The organism is Pseudomonas sp. QS1027 (genome assembly GCF_002814235.1).
In the GTDB taxonomy this organism is placed as follows: Bacteria; Pseudomonadota; Gammaproteobacteria; order Pseudomonadales; family Pseudomonadaceae; genus Aquipseudomonas.
Genome location: NZ_PHSU01000004.1, coordinates 175,298 through 198,771 on the forward strand (window position 1 = coordinate 175,298; position 23,474 = coordinate 198,771).

A 23,474-nucleotide genomic window follows, 5' to 3' on the forward strand; every position below is an offset into this window, starting at 1 on the left:
GGGCACTCAATTTCGCAGGCCTTTTAAAAGCGACGCACTCTGACGCATCAAAGTGACCTAATCGGCGCAGCCGGCGCCTGCTGGCGATGGTTCTCCCCGGGCGGCAGGGAAGGGTGGGCGGTTGCGTCAACCTGCGTCTCTTTTGCCAGGGGTGCGAAATTGAGCCAGGCCTGTTCCAGGCCAATACTCCCGAGGCGATTCTTGGACGAGGCGCGGTGCATTCGCGCCGAGGCCTGCGCCTGTTTGACGGGAGTGTTGCGTGAAACTCACTGGTGGCCAGATTGTTGCGAAAGCGCTGAAAGCGAACGGTGTCGATTATGTGGCCGGGATGCCGGGTGACGGCTCGTGGGCGCTGTTGGAGGCGCTGTTGGCGCCGGGGACCGATATTCCGTTTATCCACGTCATGCAGGGGCACAGCGCCGTTCATCTTGCCGATGGCTACTTCCGTGCCTGCGGCCGTCCCATGGCCGTCGTGCTGACGGGGCCGACGGGCATTGCCAAAGCGTTGGGAGCCCTGGCGGTTGCCCGGGAGGACGCCTCGGCGCTGCTGCTTATCAGCGATGCCCGGGTCGAGGCGGCTGCCGCTGACCCGAAAGAGCAGGCGCTGGTGTCGGTGATCGAGCAACTGCCCCAGGCCCTGCGCCAGGCGTTCGATACGATGCTGAGTGAGCGCGTCGGTCCGGTCAGCCTGGCGATTGACGTGGCGGTTCAGCACGCCTCCATTGACGCCCGCCTGCCGCCCGCGATCTTGCGGGCGGAACCCCAGGCCATCCGGCGAAAAATAGCCGTATTGCGCGAAGGTCGCGGGTCGCGCTCGGTGCTGGAAGGGGATGCGCTGCTGGTGGTCGGAGACAGGCGCATCCAGGCCATGGTCCGCGAGATGTTCCCCCTCCATTACCCGGGCCGGCATCTCAGCGCGGGGAATCCCGAGACCCTGGGGTGGGCGGTTCCCGCGGCCATCGGGGCGAAGCTCGCGATGCCGGCGCGCCAGGTGGTGTGCGCCGTGGGCAGCGGGGATTTCCTGCAGTCAATGCAGGAGATGGCGGTGTGCATGATGCACAGCATTCCGGTGGTGTTCCTGGTGTTCAACAGCAGTGGCGATGGGGGCGTAAGCGATGGGCAAGCGCTGCCCATGGCGCCGCATCGGGCCGGTGAGTTCAATTTGCCCGACGGCAAGCCTTACTCCCCGGATTTTGCCGGGATTGCCCGCAACTTTGGCCTTGAGGCCTGGCGGGTCGAGTACGCTTCGCAACTCAATCCCACGCTGATCAAGGCGCTGAACAGCAAGGGACCGTCACTGGTCGAGGTGATGGCCGCGCGGCAGGGCCATGAAGCGGCCCTGCAAGCGCCTCAGTCCTGACCGCCCCAGACAATGGTGGCGTTGTCGCCGGTCATGTATTCCCGCACTTCCAGGGGAATGGACTGATCACTGGGTAGCACGGCGGTGGCGTTGCGCAGGTGATGCTTGCGGATCTTGCCCTTGTCCACGAGCCCGAGGGCCATGCGGGTGGAGAAGGGTTGGCGGAACGAGGACGAGGCCACCCCCGTCACCAGTCCATAGAGGAAGCGGATCGGGCGACGATGTTGTGGCGTCAGGATCGAAAACGTCATCTCGTTACGTTGCTTGCCTTCAAAATCGACCATGAACAGCCGGTCGCCCAGCAGCAGGCAAAACCCGTGATAGGTGAATGAATAGCCAATCTTGCCGCTGCCATCGCGCAAGGGAAAGCGTTCCACGGTGACGTACTGCACCATCGAATCGGCGCGATACAGGCAGGTGACCGAGCGCAGGATCCGGCCCTTGTAGATCGATGAGTTGTGGTAGCGGTAATAGACGCCCAGATAGTCTTCGAGCAAGTCGACCGACTGTTTGGCCAACGGCAGGAAATGATTGAATTGCTCCGAGGCGCGCAGGTCCGTCGGCAACTCGTTTTCATAACCTTCATAGAACTTCTTGAACTCGGCGGGTGGGCGGAAAAGATCTTCCGCTTCCATCATGAAATAGCGGCCGATTTTCTGAAGGATTTTCTGTGAAGGGACGTGCTGGCCCACCAGGTACTTGTTGAACTGCTGGCGATTGACATCAACTTTGCGGCACATGTCGGCCACGGATCGACAGGACTCCACCAGGGTACTCAGGTTCTTCTGCACATTGGCTTGCAAGTCACTGCGTACCTGCTGTCGCTCCGGATGCGAAGTGGCGGCGGCTAACGACAGGGTGGGTAAGTCTGCGCGACTGGGCATTGTTCTCTCGATGGGCTGGGTTAAGTCGCCAGTTATTCAAGTTATAGCGCGGTTATCGAATAACCTTTTGCTTAACCGTCATAACCTCCTCAAATACTTGAGCGTCCTGGTACTGGATAAAGCATGTTTCATGCCGGTTTATAGTGGGCAGCGGTCACTTTCATCGACCCGCGTATGCGTCAGATTGTAAGCGGTTTTGCCCATTATCAGGCAATGCTGATGCGCAAGAAGCTGCTGTTTTTCAGGGCAACATCCATTCGCCGGGATTTTCCCGGTTACTCGCGACCCCAGTCAGTAACAGATTGATTTTTCGCGGGTAACACGGCGCGTCCTGGCGGGGTGCTTCAGTTCGCGTCAGGTATCGACCGTGTGCGAAATGGAGAAAGAAAACATCCGCCTTGATACTCGACTCCGTGCTCTCTGATGGAGTTTTCAGCTATGGCAAGGTTGACCGGTGATATTCCCGGAAAAAGGCGATTCAAGGTCGGCATGGTCGGCGGCGGGCAAGGCGCTTATTTTGCCAGTTACCACCGCGCTGCCATGCGCCTGTGTAATCGCTTCGATATCGTCGCCGGCGCCTTCTCTGCGGACGCCGACAAATGCCGGGCGGCGGGGGCTGCGCTCAACCTTGAGGCAGACCGCATCTACCTGTCCTTCGAGGCCATGGCGGCTGCCGAGTCGCGCCGGCCCGACCCCATTGAGGCGGTGGTCATCGTCACGCCCAATCACCTGCATTTCGAGCCGTGCCGGCTATTCCTGGAGGCGGGGATCCCGGTGATCTGCGACAAGCCCCTGGTCAACCATCCAGAAGAAGCCCGGGAGCTGGCCAGCATTGCCGCGCGCCACGACACGTTTTTTGCGCTGACCTATACCTACCAGGGCTACCCCATGGTCCGCGATGCCCGCAGTCGTATCCAGGCCGGCGAGTTGGGGGAGGTGCGCTTCCTGTATGTCGAATACCTGCTGGAGTGGTTGGCGTCGGGTGTGAAGGGCTTGAGCAAGAGCCTGGCCTGGCGCGGTGACCCGCAGAAGGCCGGCCCCACCGGGGCCCTGGGCGATGTCGGGACCCACGCCTTCAACATGCTGGAGTTCCTGTCCGGACGGCGCTGCACGCAACTGAATGCCAAGTTGACCAGCGTGGTGCCCGATTGGGGGCTGGACGATACCTGCGTGGTGCAACTGGAATTCGAAGGCGGCGTGGATGGCTTGTTATGGGCCAGCTTTGCGGCACCCGGTCATCGTAACGGCCTGCGTTTCAAGATCATTGGCAGCAAGGCCTCGCTCGAGTGGTGCCAGGAATCACCGGAAACCCTGCTGTTCACCCCCACCGATGGTGCCGACCGTGTCTACCGGCGTGGCCAGAGTGACAACGTGGCGCAGACGTTGACCTTCACCAGCTTGCCGGCAGGTAACAGCGAAGGCTACCTGGAAGCGCTGGCCGTTCTCTACGCTGATTTTGCCCAGGCCCTGGAGGCCGGGAAGGGCTGGCGCCGCGTGACCAGCGTGCCGTTGCCGGATATTCAGGAAGGCGTGCGCGGCGTGCTGTTGTCCCAGGCCTGTGTCGAATCCCATCGGCGGCGCGCCTGGGTGCCTTTTCCAGATTGATCTCATGCGTGGCACGGCCGCGTATCCACGAAGTCGAGCGTTCTGCTCACCCTAACGCTGTTGAGGAAAAGTAATGTCAAGTGAACTGCATCGCGCTGCGTATTCGGTACTGCTGCCCGCGTTCGGGGATTTGCAACTGGACGACACTGTGCGCCGTTACCTGAGCCGTGGTGGTGTCTCCCTGTTGCTGGGGGAAACCCGGGATGAATACGTCGGCCGAGACATGAGCCCGGCGCGCAAGGTGACCGAATCAAAGGCCGATTTTATCCGGATTGTTCGCGAGGCCTCGGCATTGGCCGCCGGGCCGGTGCTGATCGCGGTGGATCAGGAACTTGGCGGGATCGAGCGTCTGCACCAGTTGGTGCCGGCCGTGGCCTCCAGGGCACAGCTTCAGGGCCTCAGTGCCGAGGACATCGAGCAACGCTGCTTCGAGATGGCCACCGTGGCCCGTGGCCTGGGCGTCAATCTGTTCCTGGCGCCGATTGTCGATGTGGTCACCGGTGCCAATCCGTGGTTGCTCAATCGACACCTGGGCGCCGACCCGGTTGAGGTCAGCCGGGTGTCCTGCGCCTTTATCCGTGGGGTGCAACGCGCGGGTGTCATCGCCACCGCCAAGCACTTTCCCGGGCACTACGTGACTGAGCATGATCCGGCGATTGCTGAAGCCACGGTGCCAGGGCCGCTGGAATTGCTCCATGACAATCTCGAAGTCTTCAAGGAAGTCATCGCCACCGGTGTGAAAGCCGTGATGCCAGGGCCAGCGGTTTTCCCCGCCATCGACCCTGACCACTCGGCCTCCACATCGTCCAAGGTGATCGGGGTGCTGCGTGACACCCTCGGCTTCGGGGGCCTGATCATTTCCGATGACCTCGACGCGGTGTCCATTCTGCGGGGCAACGCCATCACCGACACCGCCGTCGCTTCACTGGTGGCCGGGGCGCATCTGCTGCTGGTCTCCAGTGAGTCCGGCCTGGATGCCATCGCCGATGCGATTGTGGTGGCCGTGGAGGAGGGCACCCTGGCGCGCCAGGTGCTGTTGGACGCCGCCGCCAAGGTTCGCCAGCTCGCAGTGGCCACCCACGGGGTTGATCATGAGCACAAATGAACGCAAGGCCTACAGCGTCCTGTTTCCGGTATTGCTCGAGCTGGACCTGAGTGATGACGTGCGTCGGTTTCTCGGCAATGGCGGGCGCAGCCTGTTGTTTGGCGAGACGGCGGAGGAGTACGTCAGCGGAAAAATGAGCGCGACTCGCCTGCAATCGGAAACCCTGGAGAAGTGGCAACGCTTCACCGGCACGGCCACCGAGTTGGGCGGGCCGCTGCTGCTGGCGGCGGATGCTGATATTTCCGCCGTCCACCGCTTGCAGGGGGTCACCCCGGCTTTGCCGCAGCCGGATCTCGCCAGGTCCATGGGCAGTGTCGAGTTGGAAGAGGCCTGTTTTCAGGTGGCAACCGCGGTGCGCAACGCCGGGGTGAACCTGCTGCTGTCGCCAACGGCCGATGTGGTCGGCGGCACCAATGTCTGGCTGGCGGGACGCACGCTGTCCGATGATATCGAGCAGGCCGCGGCGATGGTCGGTGCCTATGTCCGTGGCGTGCGCCGGGCCGGGTTGGCCAGCACGTTGAAGCACTTTCCCGGGCATCCGGTGCTGTTGCGCCAGCCGTCGACTGAAGAGGCGGTGGTCGGCGAATCCATGGAGCAACTGCGTCGCTACTGGCCCGCGTTTCAGGCCGGGGTCGACGCCGGGGCGGACGCGGTGATGATGGGGCCGGCGATTTTCAACGCCTGCACGCCGCCCGTTGCCGGATCCCTTTCGCCCGAGCTGATCGGCGTGCTGCGCCAGGAACTGGGGTTCAAGGGTTTGGTCATGACCATCGACCTGGACCATCGCTCCACCCTGGGGCAGTTGTCCCTCGGCGAGGTCGCGGTGGCGGCATTGAATGCCGGTGCGGACCTGCTGCTGATTTCCGCCAAGGCGATGCCGGAGATGGCGCAGATGGTTCGGGCAATCGTCACCGCCGTTGCCCTGGGTACCTTGCCCCAGGAACGCCTGGATGCCGCCGCGCTGGCGGTTACCCGCCTGGCTGAGCGTCTGACGGGGCGCCAATGATCCAACCTGACGCAGCCACTGCGTCAGGTTGCGGCGAATTTACGCCAAGTGCGAAATCTCTTGTCGGACCCCATCTCTCTACAATCAATGACAACGGTAGGAGAGTCATATGGCAACCCAAACGGACATCCTGGTCCTGCATTCCACAGTCGCCAAACATTCGACCCTGGCGATGGATATCGACATCGCACAGGCCGTGGGTTTCGATGCGCTGGAGATCAACAGCGCCAAACTGGAAGCGTATCTGCAGGCCGGTTATTCCGAGCTGGAGCTTCGCAACCTGCTCAAGGACGTCCACGTCCCGGGCATCGGTTACCTGAGGGATATCGAACGCCAGGGCGCCGAACGCGATGACCTGCTGCAGGAAGCGGAGCGGCTTTTTCAACTGGCCAATCTGGCCGGCGCCAAAGGCGTGCAAGTCCTCACCGGGCCGATCAACGTACAGGCCGTGCTGGATTTTCAGCGCGGCGCCAAGAGTGAGCACTACTCCGGTTTACTGGGCCGCGATCAAGCCGAGCAGTACGCCTTGACCGCAAGAAATCTTGCAACGCTGGCCGACCTGGCCAGGCAGTACGACCTGCTGCTTTACCTTGAAGCCCTGTCCTGGACGCCCTTGAACAGCCTGGAGCACCAGCTGCAGCTGATCGATCGCACCGAGCGCGATAACGTCAGGATGGTCATCGATTACTGGCATTGCTTTACCTCCGGCGTCACCCCGCAGGACATTGCGGGGATGAACAAGGACGCCATCTACGGCGTGCATGTCTGTGACTCCCTCGCCTTCGAGGGCGGTATTCCCAATGAAGAAGTCCTCAGGGACGTGCCCACGGGTAGCGGCGTGCTGGATCTTGCCGAGTGGACCGCGGCGGTAAAAGCCACCGGTTACGTCGGCTGGTGGAGTTGCGAGTTGTTCTGCAAAAAACAGCAGCAGCAAAACAGCTACGCAGTTGCCAGGGAGCTGAAGGCGCTTCTGACCCGGTTGGTTGGTTGATCAAACCCTTTTCAATACCCACTGAATACTAAAAATAACTGAGGTCGTCATGGTGGATTTCATCGTGATCGGAGGCGGTTCGACCGGTTGTACGGTCGCCTCGCGTCTGAGCGAAGACTCTTCTGCATCCGTTGTTCTTTTTGAAGAAGGGCCGCGCGATCGCAGCCCTTACATCCATATCCCCGGTGCCTACTACAAAACCGCCCAGGGCCCGCTGCTCAAGCGTTATGCCTGGGAGCCGACCGAGGACCAGCGTCGCACTGAGGCGCCGACCATGGTTCAGGCCAGCGTGCTCGGCGGGGGCAGTTCGGTCAATGCGATGATCTACATACGCGGCGTGCCCGCCGACTATGAGGGTTGGGTCGAGCAGGGCGCCGCCGGCTGGTCGTACAACGAGGTATTGCCCTACTTCAAGAAGGCGGAAGACAACGAGCGCTTCTGCAACGACGTCCATGGCGTCGGTGGGCCGCTGGGTGTGTCCGATCCGATCAACATCCATCCCCTGACCAAGGTCTGGCTGCGGGCTTGCCAGCAGTACGGCCTGCCGTACAACGAAGACTTCAACTCGGGCAAACCCGAAGGGTGCGGGCTGTACCAGATCACCGCGAAAAATGGTTTTCGCAGCAGCGCGGCAGTGGCCTACCTGGCACCTGCCAGACGCCGCAAGAATCTGACGGTCAAGACGGGTTGTCGGGTGCTGCGTATTTTGCTGAAGGGCAACAAGGCCGTCGGCGTGGAGTACCTCGAGAAGGGTGTGCGCCGTGTGATGCACGCCGACAAGGAAATCGTGCTGTCTTCCGGTGCCATCAACTCACCGCGCTTGTTGATGGTGTCCGGCATCGGGCCGGCCGCCCAGCTTGAAAAGCACGGCATCGAAGTGGTCAAGGATTTGCCCGGGGTAGGGCAGAACCTCCAGGACCATATCGAAGTGTCCCTGGTGTATGAATTGACCGGGCCACACAGCTATGACAAGTACAAAAAACCGCTGTGGAAAATAATGGCGGGGTTGCAGTACGCGCTGTTCAGGCAAGGCCCGGCGGCCTCCAACCTGATTGAAGGCGGCGCCTTCTGGTGGGGCGACAAGGCGGCCAGACATCCGGACATCCAGTATTTCATGGTGGTAGGCGCCGGCATCGAGGAGGGGGTCGATTCGGTTCCGGGTGGCAACGGCTGCACCTTGAACCTGGGGCAGATACGCCCCAGGTCCCGAGGTTATGTCGAGCTTCATTCAGCCGATCCGATGTCGCCACCGCGCATCGTGCCCAACTATTTCTCCGATCCCTACGACATTGAAAGCCTGGTGGACGGTTGCCTGGTGGGGGAAGCGATCATGGCCCAGGCGGCCTTCAAGCCTTATGTCGCGCGGCGTCATGTACCCGACGCGAGCGTGCGTTCGCGAGAGGCCATGAAGAAGTTCTGTCACGAAGAGGCGCATGCCGCGCTGCACCCTTCGGGTACCTGTCGCATGGGCGTGGATGAATACGCGGTGGTGGGACCGGATCTCAAGGTCCATGGCATTGACGGGCTAAGGGTGGCCGACGCGTCGATCATGCCGACGTTGATCTCCGGCAACCCCAACTCGGTGTGCATCATGATTGGCGAAAAAGCCGCGGACATGATCCGGCAGGCCCACTAGCTCCACTCAGACAGTGGCCGCTGTCCCCTTTGGCGTCGGGTGTGGTTGAGCAAAGGCACGTTTCGCGCATGGGCTGATGTACAGTGCGGGGCGGGATCTGAAACTCACTCACACACAAGAATGCAAAGGAGTTGCCATGAAGGATGCAGGGGTATCGCTGGGTGTCAAGGCCGAAGCCGGGCCATGGACCGCACTTGATGAGTTGAAAATCGAGTTTGCGGACGAGGGCAATCCAGCCAGCGGCAGAATATACAAGAATGGCCTCCAGCAGATCGCAGTGCTGCTGACGGTCAAGCCGACGGACGCCAGCGGCAATCTTCTCACCGAAATGAGTTACCCGGGCATTACCAGGCGGGTGCGCTCCGCCTTGGGCCTGGTGAACGATGCGGACGCCCACCGGCTCGAGTTCGTGCCGTCCGCCGGCATAGGCTCACGCTGGTGTTATACCAGCAGTTGCAACGAGTTCAGCACCGGCAGCTCGATGAACGCGGCGTTCTCCAGCGGCCAGCCCGACGACGGGGACGATGGTCCGCTGAAGTTCCTTTTTTATGTGATGTGCCCGCCCGCGGAGCCTCTGGCTTCCATCGCGATCGCCGCGCAGATCGATGTGCCCAATGCAAACGGGAACGGCAGCCACTCGGTGACCACGCGCCACGTACAGCCGGGTGACTTGCCGAAAGCAACGGTCAGTATCGCGGCCCTTGCGCCGGTCCGCTATACCGAGGCCAACACGGCCTTGACGTCCCTCCTGGCCTATCAGGATCAGGGCAACAGTGCGAGCCGAAAAATGCTGGCGCACAACTATGCGTTTGCCTGTCGGGAACCAGGCCACCAATTCACGAGATTCGATATCGCTGCCGCCAGCATCGGCGAGTATTGGCATGTCTTCGAGGAAACAACGGCCTTTCAGAACCCTGGCGAGTCGTTCAGACGCTACAGGAAGTTCAACATCGCCTATGCGTGGAGCCAGTCCAGTCCCGCGCAGGCGCAGGTATTCGGCATGCGGGAGCAGTCGGGCGAGGCGCAGCACTGGTGGCCGGTCAGCGTCAATCAGGACCGCCACTCCCTCTACTTCACCGTAGCCGAATATGACTCCACCCAGGTGGCGGGCCAGGGATTTGGCTATCCAGGCTCACCGGTCAACGCTGTGGCGGCAGCCACCAACGCCGGCAAGGCCGGGGTGTATTTCACCGCCTGGGATCAATACGGGAATTCGGCGGACTTCACTCCAGCAACCTCCAGGCTGCTGGAGAGTTTTACTGTGCACCCCGGCCGATCTTGATTGCTGTGGACGTTCTATAGCGCCATTGAAGAAAAAGCGCTTCATCACGCACCTGAACCTTATACTTGGCCCGCCGTCTAGACAGGTTAGGTTCAGGAGTTGAAACCATGGCAGGTAGCAGTTTTTTCGCGTTGTTCGATGACATCGCCACCTTGTTGGACGACATATCGGTGATGAGCAAGGTCGCCGTGAAGAAAACCGCCAGTGTTCTAACCGATGATCTCGCGGTGAACGCGGAGAAGGTGGTTGAGCTCAAGGCGGATCGTGAGTTGCCGGTGGTGTGGGCCGTGTGCAAGGGCTCCCTGGTCAACAAGACCATTCTTGTTCCGCTGGCGCTGGGGCTCAATTACCTGGCCCCTTCGCTGGTCCATTGGCTGCTGGTGATTGGCGGGATCTACCTCTGTTATGAGGGCATCGAGTCGCTTATCGAGAAGCTGACACCCCATGGCGACCAGGATGGCGCACGAAAGCTGAAGAGGCTCAGTGAAGCCGAGGCGAAGGTCTACGAGGCGAAGAAGGTGAAAGGCGCCATCGTCACCGACTTTGTCCTCAGCGCCGAGATCGTGGTGATCACCCTCAATGTTGTGGCCGAGGCGCCCTTCGTGCAGCAACTGATAACGCTGGTGCTGATTTCGTTGCTGGTCACGTTTGGCGTGTACGGCCTGGTGGCTGGCATCGTCCGCATTGATGACCTCGGGCTGCGGCTGCGCAAGATCACCAACCCTGGCCATTTCGCGGAAACGCTTCGGCGGATTGGCGGATGGCTGATATCAGCCGCGCCCAAGCTGATGAAACTATTATCGTGGGTGGGCATCATCGCCATGTTTTTTGTCGGCGGAGCGTTTATTGCGGAGGCGATCCACGGCGGTCCTGAATGGATCGTCACGCCTGCGATCAAGCATTGGCTGGAGAACTATCTGATGCAAGCCGTCGTTGGACTGATCGCAGGGGGCGTTGCAGTCGCCGTGGCCTGGACCGCAAAGCAGCTGACCCAGCGCGTATCTGGCTAGGCCCTAGGTGCCGTGCCTGCAAACATGATCTAATCAGGCAACAATTTGGGGGCGCGGAAGTCTTTTCGTACGACACCAGCAGGCCGCCCCTCGCAACCCTCAGGTTCTGAATAGGGCTGTCATGGATACCGGTTCACGACTCAAGCTTGTGCGAGAAAGTTACAAGATATCCCAGCGGGAGCTGGCCAGACGCAGCGGTCTGGCCAATGGAACGATTTCGTTGATCGAATTGAATCGTGTCAGCCCGTCGGTCAGTTCGCTGAAAAAGCTCCTCGAAGGGTTCCCCATGACCTTGGCGGATTTCTTCTCTTTCGACCAACCGGTGGAGGAGCCGCGCTATATCTTCCGCGCCAATGAACAACCTGACCTGGGCCGTGATGGCCTCAGGCTGCTGCTGGTCGGCGCCCAGGTGCCTGGCCGGCAAATGCGCATGCTGCGCGAGCAGTACGCCCCCGGGGCAGGCTCAGGGGCGGAGCCGATCGTGCATGCCATCGGCGAGGAGTGCGGGTTGGTCACGCGTGGCACTATCGAGCTGACGGTGGACGGAAAGATCAGCGTGCTGACGGCCGGGGACGGCTATTATTTCCCGACGACGCTACCCCATAGCTTTCGCAACATCGGCCAGGATGAAGCGGAGATCATCAGCGCCAACACGCCGGCGAACTTTTGATCGCCGAGCGAGCGCTCAGACACGCCCAGTGAGGCCTCTGAACCACCGCCTGCTCAGGCGGTGGGTTTGAACGACAGGATGTCGACGTTCTTCTTGCGGAAACTGCTCTGCGGGGTCAGGCGGAAATACCATTCGCGCAGCCAGCAGAGGAATTTCGACTCGGCCTGTTCAATGCCGCTCATAAAGCGCGCGGCATTGACGATCCCATTGACCCGCGGGTGTCGACGCGCCTGATACTGCGCCAGCGCGTTGCGCAGGTCCGGCGTTCGCGCCAGGTGCTCGGCCAGCACCACGGCATCCTCAATCGCCTGCGCGGCACCTTGCCCCAGGCTCGGCAACATCGGATGAGCCGCATCGCCCAGCAGCACCACATGCCCATCGAAGAATTGCTCCACCGGCTCGCGATCCCGGGCATGCATTTTCAAGATGGCACTCTCGGGCGTGGCCTCGATGGCCGCGATGACTTCCGCTGACCAACCGGCGTAGGCACTGAGCACCTCCTGCTTGCTGATGCTCAAGGCGGCATCCGCGGCATTGTCGTGGTTGCAGGTTCCCCACCAGTACGCCTGGCCGTCGCCGACATCGCAGAGCCCGAAGCGCTTGCCGCGTCCCCAGTAGTGCGCCACATAACCCTCGGTCATGACCGGGTGGCTGAGTGGGGTGACCGCCAGCCAGGCGACATAACCTGAGGATCGTATGGGCGTCTCGCCCAGCATCTGTCGGCGGATAACCGAGTTGAGACCGTCGGCGCCGATCAGCAGGTCAGCCTCCTGGGTGCTGCCGTCTTCGAAGCGCACCGTCACGCCATTGGCGTGGTTGGTATAACCTGCGCAGCGCACACCGGTTATCAGCGTGTCGGGTGCGAGCTGCTGCGCCAGCGCACGCAGCAGCAAGGGCCGCTGGATACTGATACTGGGGTAGCCCAGTTGCTCGCCTATCTCATGAATGGGGATGCTGGTGATGGGCGCGCCACCCGGTTTCTTGAAAAAGAACTGGCGGATCTCCTGGCCAGCCTGTTCGACCGGAGCATGGGCACCGATCGAATTCAGCGCCGCCATGGCATTGGCCATGATGGACAAGCCGGTGCCGCCGGTGCGCAGGGTTTGAGCCGCTTCGAAGACCGTGACCTGCCATCCCGCGCGTTGCAGTGCGATGCCCGCAGTCAGGCCGCCGACACCGGCGCCTGCCACGATGGCTTTCCTGGGTTCTGTCATGCTGTTTTCACCTGTAGCGAGTCATTCAAGTCTGACGGGGCTGTCAAGCCGGCTCTGTTGCCCGCGTTTCCTGTCAGGGCCGCGTCCATGTGTAACTTGATGAATTTGCCAACCCGTTGGATATGGGGATCGCGCATCATCGTCAGGTGGTCGCCTTCCACGCCAATGCGCTGTACCTGAGGAGAAACAGAGCGCCATCCGCGGTACGGATCGCTAAAGGCGGTGCCTACCAGTTCGTGGGGGCCTTGCAGTACCTCGGGCAGCGCTGCATCCGCCGCGAAGAGCGTCACGGGCAAGTCCCGTGGCGGGAAACGGTAGTCCAGCATCCCTTGCCAGTTGGCATGGAATACCCGGAACAGCTGGTCCAGTGTCGCCACGGTAATGGTGTCGTCGAAAATGCCCTGGTCGATGCCGTGCTGTCGGATCGTCGCGAAGGCTTGCGAATCGCTCATCGAGGAAAAGTCCAGAGCCTGATAGTCGTATTCCTTCTGACCGTCGCCGCTGAGCAATTCCCACATGAACCAGTTGAGGAACTCGGAGCGTTCGACCTGCACCCGGCCTTGATTGATACGCACGATGGTGTCGAGCAGGAACACGTTATGCACCAGCCGTCCGCGACGCTGCAACTCGCTCGCCAGCTCATACGCCACGACGCCGCCATACGACCAGCCACCGATATTCAGCGCGCCGTGCGGTACGACCTGCTCGATGGCATCTGCATAATACACCGCCTGGCCGAGTACCGATTGGATCGGCTCACGGTCGTCCCAGGTTCCCGGTGCCTGCAGTGCAAGAAGATTGACCTGATCCTTGAGGACGCGCGCCAGGGCGGCATAGCACAGCACGTGGCCGCCTATGGGGTGGACCAGAAACACCGGTGGCTTGCCAGGGGCGTTCTTGAAGTCCACCAGCGCGCCAGTAGCCGAGTCTCCGGTTTCGCTCCTTTGCAGCACCTGGGCGAATTCGGCGATGGTCGGGGCCTGGATGAAGTCGGACAGTGATGGCTCCAGACCTTGATGCATGACCAGCTTCGCTACCAGTTGCACCGCTTTGAGCGAGTTGCCGCCCACCTCGAAGAAGTTGTCATGGACACTGATCTCTTCCAGGCCCAAGGCTTCCTGCCAATAAGCCTGCAACAAGTCTTCAGTGGCATTTCGGGGCCCGGTGAAGGGCCGCAGCAGGGTGTTTTGAATCTCTACCTTTTGCAGCTGCCGACGGTCGATCTTGCCGGTGGGGCCCAGTGGCAGTTGCTCAATGCTCATCAGCGTGTTTGGCACCATGTAATCGGGCAATGCAAGGCGCATCTCCGCCTTGAGTTGATCCAGATCCAGCAGGCGCCCCGGCATCGTCTGGATAAAGCCCACCAGATAACGGCTGCCATCGTTTGCAGGCTTGTCGATAACGGCGACTTGCCGAATGTCGGCGCCGAATCGGGCGGAGCCCAGCATGGCCACCTCGATCTCGCCCAGCTCGACGCGGTAGCCGCGAATCTTGACCTGGGCATCACCACGGCCTTGATAGACCAGATCACCCCAAGGCAGGTAAAACCCGATGTCCCCGGTTTCATATAGCCTGCGGGTCTGGCCCTCCAGTTGCCGATAGACAAAGCGTTCGTCGGTCAGATCGGATCGATCCCAGTAGCCGTTTGCCAGGCAAGGACCTTCGATAAACAGTCCGCCTATGACGCCGACCTGGCAGGCGTTACCTGCTGCATCCAGGACATGCAGGCGTACCCCGTCTACAGGCGTACCGATCGGCGGCATGCTCGGCCAGGTTTCGCTGGCACCTTCAAGCTTGAGGCGCGTGACCACATGCGACTCGGTTGGCCCGTACTGGTTTTCCACCTGACACTCTTCGAGGCCATCAAGCAGGTCGCGGATCTCACTGGTGATCTTCAACTGCTCACCGGCCACGTTGATCCGGCGCAGCGATACCGGGCGAATCCCCAATTGCATGGCCACTTCGGCCAGTCCCTGAAAGGCGACGTAGGGCAGGAACAGACGGTTGATCTGCTGCGCGCGGATCAACTTCAACAATTTGATGAAGTCATAGCGCAGTGCTTCTTCGATCATCACCAGTTCAGCGCCGCAGGACAGGGTCGAGAGGATTTCCTGGAACGATACGTCGAACGAGATGGATGAATATTGCAGTGTTTTCAACGAGACGACCGGGTCGATACCCTGCGCCTGCTCGCGGTTCTGCCAGAGGATCAGATTGGTCAAGGCGCGGTGCGGCATGGCCACACCTTTGGGACGGCCTGTCGAACCCGACGTATACAGTACGTAAGCATTGTCGTCGGCCTCTATGCCCGCAGCGAGCAGGGCAACCCGCTCATGGCTGCGCCCCGGATCGTTGTCGAACCCTGCGACCACGCTGTCCCAGTGCCGCTTGTGTACGTGCTCCGCCAGTGATACCAGCCGCTTTTCGGACGCGTCGGCGAACAGCACCAGGCTTGGCTGCGAATCTTCGAGAATCAGCCGGATGCGATCATCCGGGAAGTTCAGATCAATCGGTACATACGCGGCGCCAGACTGTATGACACCGAGCAAGGCCACGATCAGATCAGGCGAGCGGGGCATCATGAGCGCAACCCGGTCTCCCTGGCCTATTTTGTGCCGGTGCAGCCAGCTCGTCATCTGCGCACTGGCGTCTCTCAGTTGGCGGTACGATAGCCGGGTCCCGCCGAAGCTCACGGCGGTTTGTTGTTCATGGCGGGCAAAGCTGTCCAGCAACAGACTTGCCAGATTGTCATGAGCCAATGTGGCGGCCGGGGCTGGCGTGGTCTGCTCGAGAACAGGTGACCATGCCGGTATGCAGGGGCTGGCCTCTGGCGCGTCCATGATCAATGCCAGTGTGCGCAACAGGTATTCGGTATAAGCCTGGACCTGGCTTTCGGCGACGCGGGCAGTGCGGTAGTCCATCTTCAAAATCAACGAACCATTGCCCGGATGACGACCCATGGTGGTCAGCAGGTCATAGTTGCTGGCTTCGGTCGTTTCCCAGTCAATGAGGATTCCATCGTCCTGGGCCAGCATGTCGTTGAGCACATAAAAATCGACATAGTTGAACACCACGTTCAAGGTCACGTCGGTTTCGCGGTGGATCAGCGCGAACGGATAGCGCCGATGACTGAACACCTGTTGTTCCTGGGCAATCGATTGGCGGACCAGCTCAAGCCAGCTCTGGCCCAGCGTGTTGAAACGCACGGGCAGGGTGTTGAGAAACAGGCCCAGAATCGAGGCGGCATCCTCAAACTCTGGCCGACCGTGGCTGATGATGCCGCACAGCACTTCTTTCTGGTTGGACATGATGGCTTGTGCAAAGCCGTGAGCCGTCAGCAAGACCGAGCGCAACGGCAGATCCTGCGCTCGGCAGAACGCCTCGAGCCGGGCCAGGTCAGCCGCCGGCATTTCACGATAGGCCGAGCGGTGCGGTATAGGGTCCGGGGCGACCGCATGGACCCAACTGGTCATCGACGCGGCGGGCGCCTCGCGCAGGTATTCGTTCCAGAACAGACGATGCTCAGCCGTCACCACAGCCTCCTGCTCCAGGGCGATGAAGTCGGCTGGCGTGGTGGTCAGGGCGGGCAAAGCGTCTGCCCCCGGTGCCGAGGTGTAGAGTGTGATCAGGTCACGCATCAGGGTGGCGACGCTCCAGCCGTCGAGAATGGCGTGGTGAAAGCTGAAAACCAGGTCAATGTCGTCCGCCGCGACGAATACGCCGAACTGATACAACGGCGCCTGATGCCAATCCTGACGGTGACGCTTGCGCTCTTCGACGTAAGTGGAAATCGCCTGTGTCCGCTCGGCGGGGCTCAGAGAGGTGACGTCAATGACGTGCACCGGCGACACGACCGTGGCATGCACACGAGCCAGGGGCGTTGCGCTGTGGCTTAGATCAAAGGACATGCGCAAGGCCGGATGACGCTGGATCAACGCGTTGCACGCCCGGTTCCATGACGCGGCATCCCAGCGCAGGCGTAGCCGGTAGCGAAAGATGTCGTGATAGATCGCCGAGTCCGGGTGCATCATCGAGTGATAGATCATGCCGACCTGGAGCTGCGAAGCCGCGAACACCTCATCGAACACGCCCTCGCTGGCCAGGCGGATGTCTTCTGATACCTGGGCAAAAGGCTTCACATGTTCTACGGGCTGCAATTGCGATGGGGATGCCTGCTGCGCGTTCACAAGCCGAGCCAATTGAGCGATGGTCGGGTTCTGGTAAATCTGCGTCAGCGTGAACGCCATGCCTTGCTCACGCGCCTTGATCTGTAGATGGATGACCTTCAGGGAATCGCCGCCGAGCATGAAATAGTTATCATGGACGCCCAGTACATCGCGTTTCAGGTTGTCTTTCCAGAGCTGCGCCAGAGCCCGTTCCAGTGCCGTGCGCGGTGCTGTCGCGTCGGTGCTGCCCAGGGTCTGTGCGGGTTCGGGCAAGGCCTTGCGGTCCAGTTTGCCGTTTGCATTGAGCGGGAAGTGCTCCAGCTGAACAAGATACCTCGGCACCATGTAGTCGGGGACGTGCTGGCGCAGTTGCTCCTGCAGCGCGTGGGCTGGAAGCTCGTTTCCGCTGGCGCTGACCATGTAGCCGATCAGATAGGTATCACCTTCGGTTTCCTGGCGAGCGATCACCACCACATCCCTGACACCTTCGCAGGCCAGCAGATGAGCTTCGATCTCACCCAGCTCGATGCGCAGGCCGCGGATCTTCACCTGGAAGTCATTGCGCCCCAGGTACTCGACAGTGCCGTCGGCCAACCAACGGCCCAGGTCGCCGGTCCTGTAGAGACGGGCATTCGGGTCGTCGCTGAACGGGTCGGTCAGGAAACGCTCAGCCGTCAGTTGTGCCCGGTTCAGATAACCGCGTGCGACTTGAACCCCACCGATGTAAATCTCTCCCGCGACCCCCAGGGGGACGGGCTGCCGATAGGCATCAAGCAGGTAAATACGGGTGTTGGCAACCGGTTTGCCGATCGGCGTACTGTCGGGCGTGTCGGGGCCCGAGCAGTCCCACGCGGTGACGTCGATGGCCGCTTCGGTCGGGCCGTACAGGTTGTGCAGCGCGATGTCCGGCAGTTGCGTCTTGAAGCGGCGAACCAGATGCCCGGGCAACGCTTCACCGCTGCACAGCACGCGCCGCAGGTCACTGAAGCCCTGGCTGTCGCCATGCTCCAGAAAGACATCGAGCATCGAAGGCACAAAGTGCATCAGGGTAATGCCGTGTTCACGGATTACGTGAGCGATATAGGCCGGATCCTGATGACCGCCTGGCCGTGCCATGTGCAACTGGGCACCGGCCAGCAAGGGCAGGAAGAATTCCCAGACCGATACGTCGAAGCCGAAGGGGGTCTTTTGCAGGATGCGGTCGGTTTCATTCACCGTGTAGTGGTCTTGCGCCCAAAGCAGGCGATTGACCACGCCACGGTGCTCGTTCATCACGCCCTTGGGCGTGCCGGTGGAGCCGGAGGTGTACAGCACGTAGGCCAGATGAGCCGAGGTCAGGCCCGGCACGTGTGGATTGGCAACCGATTGACCGCGCAATGACTGACAGTCCAGATCAATCACCGGCACCGAAACGCTCGACAGTAGACTCACTGTCGCGCTTTGAGCCAGGACTGCAGCGGGAGCACTGTCCTGCAGCATGTAGGCAATCCGGTCCGCAGGATAAGTCGGATCCAGCGGCACATAACCGCCGCCTGCTTTCAGGACCGCCAGTAAACCAATGACCATCAACTCGCTACGCTCGGCGCAGATCGCCACACGGCTATCCGGTTTTACCCCGAGATCGAGCAAGTGATGCGCCAGTTGGTTGGCCCGGTTATTCAGCTCGCGATAACTCAGGCGGATATCGCCATGCACCACGGCGATCGCTTGCGGCGTGCGCTCGACCTGGGCTTCGAACAACCCGTGGAGTGTCTGCTCCAATGGGTAATCGAATTCAGTGGCGTTGAAGTCGACCATCAGTTGATGGCGCTCCTGCTCCGGCAGGATCGAGAGGCTGTGCAAGGGCGCCTGAGGTGCCTGTTCAAGCGCTTCGACCAGGCTTTCCAGTGCGGCCTGCAGGTAATTGCAGACACGCTGCGCACCGATCTCGACAACGGTCTGGGCGTTGAGTATGAAGTCCTCCCCCAGGTCATCCACGTTCAACGTCAACAGGTAGTTACTGCGTTCCTCGACGTTCAATACTTGAATGCCGGCCCATACTGCGCCGGCTTCCTTGCTCAAGGCTTCGCCGTCAGTGTGTCGGTAGTTGAGCAGGGCGCTGAACAGGGGCAGATCGCCCGGCACACCGCTGCAGCGCTGCGCCAGTGCCAGCGAGGCATGCTCATGTCCGAGCAGTGCGGACAGCTGTGCATGAGTGGCTTGAACGCTGGCCTGAGCCCCCTGGTGACCCACGTCGATGCGCATCGGCAAGGTGTTGATGAACATGCCCAGCGCCCGGTCTGTGCCCGCCGAGCCGCTCATGCGACCTATCAGGACGGTACCGAAGACGACGACATCGCGTCCTGAAAAGCGTCCGACGACCTGGGCCCAGGCCAGGTGCAGCAGGCTGGCTGCACTTACTCCGGACAGCCGGGCCTGCTTGCGCAGGCGTTGGCTCAAGGTGTTATCAATACGGTGATGGACTTCTTCGATTCCGCTCCCGTCGCCTTGCACATCGTGCAGGTCGAACGGCAGGGTCGGCTCGTCGATGTCGCCGAGCATGTCGCGGAAGAAGGCTTCATGGGCTTCGAGGCTGACGCCCAGGCGGGCCTGGGCCACGTAGTTGCGGTACGGCACCGAGGCAGGCAGGTCATCGCCTTGACCCTGCATCAGGGCCTGTATTTCGTCACGCATCACTTCCAGGGCGGTGTGGTCGAGCACCAGGTGGTGGCACAGCAGCAGCGAGACGATGCGTTGCTGGGGGGCATCGTAGGCACTCACCAGCCGCATCAACGGTGCCTGTCGCAGATCCAGGCGATAGTGCCGCGGGTCATAGCGGCGCTGCAGTTGCGTGGCGATATCGCCTTGAGTCGGATCGAGGTCAAGGGTTTCCATGGCCAGGGGGGCCTGACGCCACACCACTTGCACCGATTTATCCAGTCCTTCCCAGTGCAGGGAGGTGCGAAGGATATCGTGGCGCTGGATCAGCTGTTGCAGGGCCTGACTGAATGCGTCCAGACAGGCTTGATCCTGGAAGGCAAAGACGGATTTCAGGACATAGGGATCGCCGCGCTCGGCGGAGAGGTGGTGATAAAGAATACCTTCCTGCAGCGGTGCCAGGGCATAGATGTCCTGCACGTTGGCCACGCCCCCGGGCACCGTGGCCACGATGCGATCGATAGCGTCCTGGGTGAGGTCCGCCAGTGGCAGCATCTGCGGGGTAATGCGTTCGCAGTCCCCAGGGATCAGATTGGCAGGTACCACTATTTCCGTGCCGCCGCCCACGGCAGCGGCCAGGACGGCGAGGGTCGGCTGGCTGAACAGCACGCGAACATCAGCGCTCAGGCCGATCTGGCGCATATGCTCTATCAGCTTGACGGCCAGCAATGAATGCCCGCCCAGCTCGAAGAAGTGGTCATGGCGACCCACCTGATCGATGCCCAGCAGTTCTTGCCAGATATCGGCGATGGCGGTTTCGGTGTCGCCAATGGGGGCCTCGTATTCGCGGCTGACCAGCGATGACTGACCGGGAGCGGGCAGGGCGTTGCGATCCAGCTTGCCGTTTGCAGTCAGCGGCAGGGATTCAAGGCGCACATAGGCAGCGGGCACCATGTAGTCCGGCAGTTGCGCCTGCAAATGCCCACGCAGTACGTCGGGGCTCACTTCAGCATCAGCGGTGAAGTAGGCCACCAGACGCTGGTCTCCCGGCACGTCTTCACGGGCCATGATCACGGCTTCTTTTACCGACTCGTGTGCGGCCAGACGGGCTTCGATTTCACCCAGTTCGATACGGAAACCACGGATCTTGACCTGATCGTCATTGCGCCCCAGGTACTCGAGGCTGCCGTCAGCAGACCAGCGCACCAGATCGCCAGTGCGGTACAGCCGGGCACCGGGCTGTTCGCTGAACGGGTTGGCGAGAAAGCGTTCTTCATTCAGCTCGGGACGATTCAGGTAGCCACGCGCCACCCCGGCGCCACCGACATACAACTCACCGACCACGCCCAGAGGCACGGGCTCGCGGCGGGCGTCGAGCACATAAAGCTGCAAATCCGGGATTCGTTGGCCAATCGGGCTGACGCCTGTTCGCTCGGCATCGGCGGCCTGCAAGGGGTAATACGTCACATGCACCGTGGTTTCGGTGATGCCGTACATGTTCACCAGTTGCGTCCCGGCGTTGGCTGACCTTGCGTACCAGGGCTCGAGGATTGCGCTGTCCAGCGCTTCGCCGCCAAAGATCACTTGACGCAACGAGTGCGCCTGCTGGCTGTCAGCCTGTGCGGCGATCAGTTGGCGGAAGGCGGAAGGGGTCTGGTTGAGCACCGTGATCCCGGCGTCGCAGATCAGCGCATAGCATTCCTGTGGTGAGCGGCTGACCATTTGCGGGACGATCAGCAGTTGCCCGCCGTGAACCAGTGCGCCCCAGATTTCCCAGACCGAGAAGTCGAAAGCAAACGAGTGGAACAGTGCCCAGACGTCATCTGCGCTGAAGCCAAACCACGCGTCGGTGGCCGAGAACAGGCGGGCCACGTTGCGATGCTCGACCTGCACGCCTTTTGGCAAGCCGGTGGAGCCTGAGGTGTAGATCACATAGGCCAGATGCGAAGAGCCCAGTCCCGGCACGTGCGGATTCTGGACGGATTGCGCCTGCAAAGCGGCATCGTCCAGATGGATGACGGGCAGTGAGCCGAGCGACAGCAGGTCCGCTGTCGCGGCTTGTACCAGCACCGCGGCCGGTGAGCTGTTTTGCAGCAGATAGGCCAGACGTTCGGCGGGGTAGGCAGGGTCCAGCGGCACATAACCTGCGCCCGCCTTGAGAATCCCCAACAGGCCGATAATCATCTGTGGCCCACGTTCGACGCAGATGGCGACCCGATCATCCGGGCCGATGCCCAGTTTGATCAAATGATGCGCCAGTTGGTTGGCTTCACGGTTCAGTTCGGAGTAAGTCAGCGCCTTGCCGTTGTGGTCGTTGACGGCGCAGGCGTCTGGCTGGCGTTCTGCTTGTTGCTCGAAGCGGGTGTGAATGAGTCCGTCTTGAGAGTACAGGTGTTCAGTGGCGTTGAATGTCTGCAGCACCTGTTGCTGTTCGGCCATCGGCATGATCGGAAAGTGTGAAACCGGTGTGTCTTGCCGTTCGACCACGTGGGCGAGCATTGAAAGAATGCGCGTTTGAATCTGCTGCACTTCTTCCAGCGTGAAAAACGCCGTATTGAAGTTGAAGTCCAGATAAACGTCTTCGCTCGGATTATAGTCACACACGAAAATCGCCAGCGGCAGGCGCTCATACCCGCTGTATTGGGGTAATACTCTGATCGGGCTGTCCCCGAATACCACATCTCCGTCGAGACTCTCAAACGACAGTGACAGGTCAAACAGTTGCCGACGGCCCGCCTGGCCCAGCTTCAAAATCCGGTTAAGTTCTGCTATCGGAAAGCGTTGATGCCGGTAGCTGCGGCGCAACTTGGCGGAAGTCGTCTGCATCAGTTCCAGAAACGAGGCCTGGGGGTCCACTTCGAGACGGATGGGATTCAGGGAAGAAAACATGCCCGCCGTGTTCTTCTGGTAAGCCGTTGTCCGGTTGTGGACCGGCATGCCGATCACGATGGAGTCGACGCCAGTGGTACGGCAGAAGTAAGTGCCGATGATGCTCATGAATATATGGGGGAGTGACAGGCCCTTGCCGCTTGCAAACCGCGCAAGTTCATTGAACAGAACCCGGGGAATCATCATCTGGCTCAGCGCGCTGGGCGCTATGCGGTTGTCGGCAACTGCAACACGCGGTTGCAGCAAGGGCGGCGGCAGCTCGGCATACAGCTCTTTCCAGAAAGCCTTGTCACGTTCGAAGCGGGTCGATTCCACATAGGCTCGATCCTCTGCGAGAAACGAGAGATAAGAGTTCCCTTGAGGTGGATTGTGATCATCACGCAACAGGCCGTTATAAGCATCTGCGACAGCGTGAACGAGCAAATAGACCGTGACGCCATCACCTATCAGGTGGTGGTAGCGATGCTGGCAGTAATACCGGCCCGGCCCGCAGCGCACGAGCCTGGCTTCCCAAAGCACCTCGCCCAGCAGGTTGAACGGCTGACGAAAAGCGTCTTGCAGGTAAGCCTTTACCTGTTCCTCGCAAGCCTGTTCGCCAGAAAATTCGACAACGCTCAGCTTCGCCTTGACGTAAGGCACTACGCGCTGACGTACAGTTGCGCCTTGCACGCTGAGAACCAGGCGCAAGGACTCATGGCGATCCACGACCAGTTGGAACGCTTTCTCGAACAGTGGAAGATCCAGTTCACCCTTGATCTCAAAGACCATGCCGATGTTGTAGTAGGGCAGTTCGGGGTTCGCGATCTGGTCAAACCAGATGCCTTGCTGAGGGGAAGTGAGTTCAAAGTCTGGACTTTCATTGTCGAGCATTGGCAAGTCAGCGGAGGTCATGTTGGCGCCTGTATTCAAGTCACTTAGGCTCGTCAACAGCCAGTGGATCGGCCGTGAAAAGCCAGGAAATAGGGGGGGGCGGTATGTGCAATTGACGGTCTGTTTGTTCGGTAATTACAGCGAACCGA

General features: G+C 60.9%; 12 protein-coding genes. 9 read left to right on the forward strand and 3 right to left on the reverse strand.

The annotated features are described in order from the left end of the window. Nucleotides 1-259: 259 nt before the first annotated feature. On the forward strand, nucleotides 260-1,360 hold the full coding sequence (locus tag CWE01_RS04615; protein WP_100939354.1) for a thiamine pyrophosphate-dependent enzyme: 1,101 nt from the start codon (nucleotides 260-262) through the stop codon (nucleotides 1,358-1,360). On the opposite strand, the gene CWE01_RS04620 is transcribed toward CWE01_RS04615, so the two are convergent. Next, nucleotides 1,351-2,217, reverse strand: coding sequence for a helix-turn-helix transcriptional regulator (locus CWE01_RS04620; RefSeq protein ID WP_100939544.1), 867 nt, complete (start codon nucleotides 2,215-2,217; stop codon nucleotides 1,351-1,353). The two genes, CWE01_RS04615 and CWE01_RS04620, sit on opposite strands and share 10 nt — an antisense overlap. Nucleotides 2,218-2,682: 465 nt before the next feature. On the opposite strand from CWE01_RS04620, the gene CWE01_RS04625 reads away from it, so the two are divergent. The 8 genes from CWE01_RS04625 (at nucleotide 2,683) to CWE01_RS04660 (ending at nucleotide 11,549) form a co-directional block, all read left to right on the forward strand. Next, entirely contained in the window at nucleotides 2,683-3,849 is a 1,167-nt protein-coding gene (locus tag CWE01_RS04625; RefSeq protein ID WP_100939355.1) for a Gfo/Idh/MocA family protein, read from the forward strand. A gap of 73 nt (nucleotides 3,850-3,922) precedes the next feature. Then, nucleotides 3,923-4,954: a glycoside hydrolase family 3 N-terminal domain-containing protein gene (locus CWE01_RS04630; RefSeq protein WP_100939356.1), complete on the forward strand. Its 1,032-nt coding sequence runs from the start codon at nucleotides 3,923-3,925 to the stop codon at nucleotides 4,952-4,954. Beyond that, nucleotides 4,941-5,960, forward strand: coding sequence for a glycoside hydrolase family 3 N-terminal domain-containing protein (locus CWE01_RS04635; RefSeq protein WP_100939357.1), 1,020 nt, complete (start codon nucleotides 4,941-4,943; stop codon nucleotides 5,958-5,960). Before CWE01_RS04630 ends, CWE01_RS04635 begins: the two co-directional genes overlap by 14 nt. A 109-nt stretch (nucleotides 5,961-6,069) precedes the next feature. Then, on the forward strand, nucleotides 6,070-6,951 hold the full coding sequence (locus CWE01_RS04640) for a sugar phosphate isomerase/epimerase (RefSeq protein ID WP_100939358.1): 882 nt from the start codon (nucleotides 6,070-6,072) through the stop codon (nucleotides 6,949-6,951). A gap of 49 nt (nucleotides 6,952-7,000) precedes the next feature. Continuing rightward, nucleotides 7,001-8,587, forward strand: a complete 1,587-nt coding sequence (locus CWE01_RS04645; RefSeq protein ID WP_100939359.1) for a GMC family oxidoreductase — start codon at nucleotides 7,001-7,003, stop codon at nucleotides 8,585-8,587. 136 nt (nucleotides 8,588-8,723) lie between these two features. Beyond that, nucleotides 8,724-9,869 carry a hypothetical protein gene (locus CWE01_RS04650; RefSeq protein WP_100939360.1) on the forward strand — a complete coding sequence of 382 codons (1,146 nt, stop codon included), beginning with the start codon at nucleotides 8,724-8,726 and terminating at the stop codon, nucleotides 9,867-9,869. 107 nt (nucleotides 9,870-9,976) lie between these two features. Beyond that, on the forward strand, nucleotides 9,977-10,879 hold the full coding sequence (locus CWE01_RS04655; RefSeq protein ID WP_100939361.1) for a DUF808 domain-containing protein: 903 nt from the start codon (nucleotides 9,977-9,979) through the stop codon (nucleotides 10,877-10,879). A gap of 121 nt (nucleotides 10,880-11,000) precedes the next feature. Next, nucleotides 11,001-11,549 (forward strand): cupin domain-containing protein, encoded by a 549-nt coding sequence (locus CWE01_RS04660; RefSeq protein ID WP_100939362.1) that lies wholly within the window; start codon nucleotides 11,001-11,003, stop codon nucleotides 11,547-11,549. A gap of 53 nt (nucleotides 11,550-11,602) precedes the next feature. Here CWE01_RS04660 and CWE01_RS04665 read toward each other — a convergent pair whose 3' ends face one another. Together CWE01_RS04665 and CWE01_RS04670 are read right to left on the reverse strand one after the other, a co-directional pair. Beyond that, nucleotides 11,603-12,763, reverse strand: a complete 1,161-nt coding sequence (locus CWE01_RS04665; RefSeq protein ID WP_100939363.1) for an FAD-dependent monooxygenase — start codon at nucleotides 12,761-12,763, stop codon at nucleotides 11,603-11,605. Next, nucleotides 12,760-23,346, reverse strand: a complete 10,587-nt coding sequence (locus CWE01_RS04670) for a non-ribosomal peptide synthetase (RefSeq protein WP_100939364.1) — start codon at nucleotides 23,344-23,346, stop codon at nucleotides 12,760-12,762. The genes CWE01_RS04665 and CWE01_RS04670 overlap by 4 nt, the downstream gene beginning before the upstream one ends. Between the last annotated feature and the right edge of the window lie 128 nt (nucleotides 23,347-23,474).